Annotated in this window: 1 protein-coding gene; it reads right to left on the minus strand. The window is 49.9% G+C overall.

Annotation, left to right across the window (positions count from 1 at the left end):
- Nucleotides 1–13: 13 nt before the first annotated feature.
- Nucleotides 14–772, minus strand: a 759-nt coding sequence (locus J1781_RS00540; RefSeq protein ID WP_217233039.1) for an elongation factor Tu, incomplete at its 5' end; no start/stop codon positions are given.

Here is a 772-nt window from a genome sequence, read left to right on the forward strand (position 1 = left end):
AAACTATCAGCGATTAAGCGATAACTTTAGCAACAACACCAGCACCTACAGTACGGCCGCCTTCACGGATTGCGAAACGCAGACCGTCATCCATCGCGATTGGGTGGATCAGCGTAACAACCATGTTCACGTTGTCACCAGGCATTACCATCTCAACGCCTTCTGGCAGTTCGATAGTACCGGTCACGTCAGTTGTACGGAAGTAGAACTGTGGACGGTAGCCTTTGAAGAATGGAGTATGACGACCACCTTCATCTTTGCTCAGGATGTACACTTCGGAATCAAACTTGGTGTGTGGTTTGATTGAACCTGGTTTAGCCAGAACCTGACCACGTTCGATGTCTTCACGTTTGATACCACGCAGCAGAACACCCACGTTCTCGCCTGCACGGCCTTCGTCCAGCAGTTTGCGGAACATTTCAACGCCAGTACAAGTTGACTTAACAGTGTCCTTGATACCGACGATTTCAACTTCTTCGCCTACTTTAACGATACCGCGCTCTACACGACCGGTTACAACTGTACCACGACCGGAGATGGAGAATACGTCTTCGATTGGCAGCAGGAATGGCTTATCGATAGCACGCTCTGGCAATGGAATGTAGCTGTCCAGTGCTTCTGCCAGTTCGATGATTTTCGCTTCCCACGTTGCATCGCCTTCCAGTGCTTTCAGCGCTGAACCTTTGATGACCGGGATGTCGTCGCCTGGGAATTCGTAAGCAGAAAGAAGTTCACGAACTTCCATTTCTACCAGTTCCAGCAGCTCTTCATC

Origin of the sequence: Rahnella perminowiae, assembly GCF_019049695.1 — a bacterium.
Classification (GTDB): domain Bacteria; phylum Pseudomonadota; class Gammaproteobacteria; order Enterobacterales; family Enterobacteriaceae; genus Rahnella; species Rahnella perminowiae.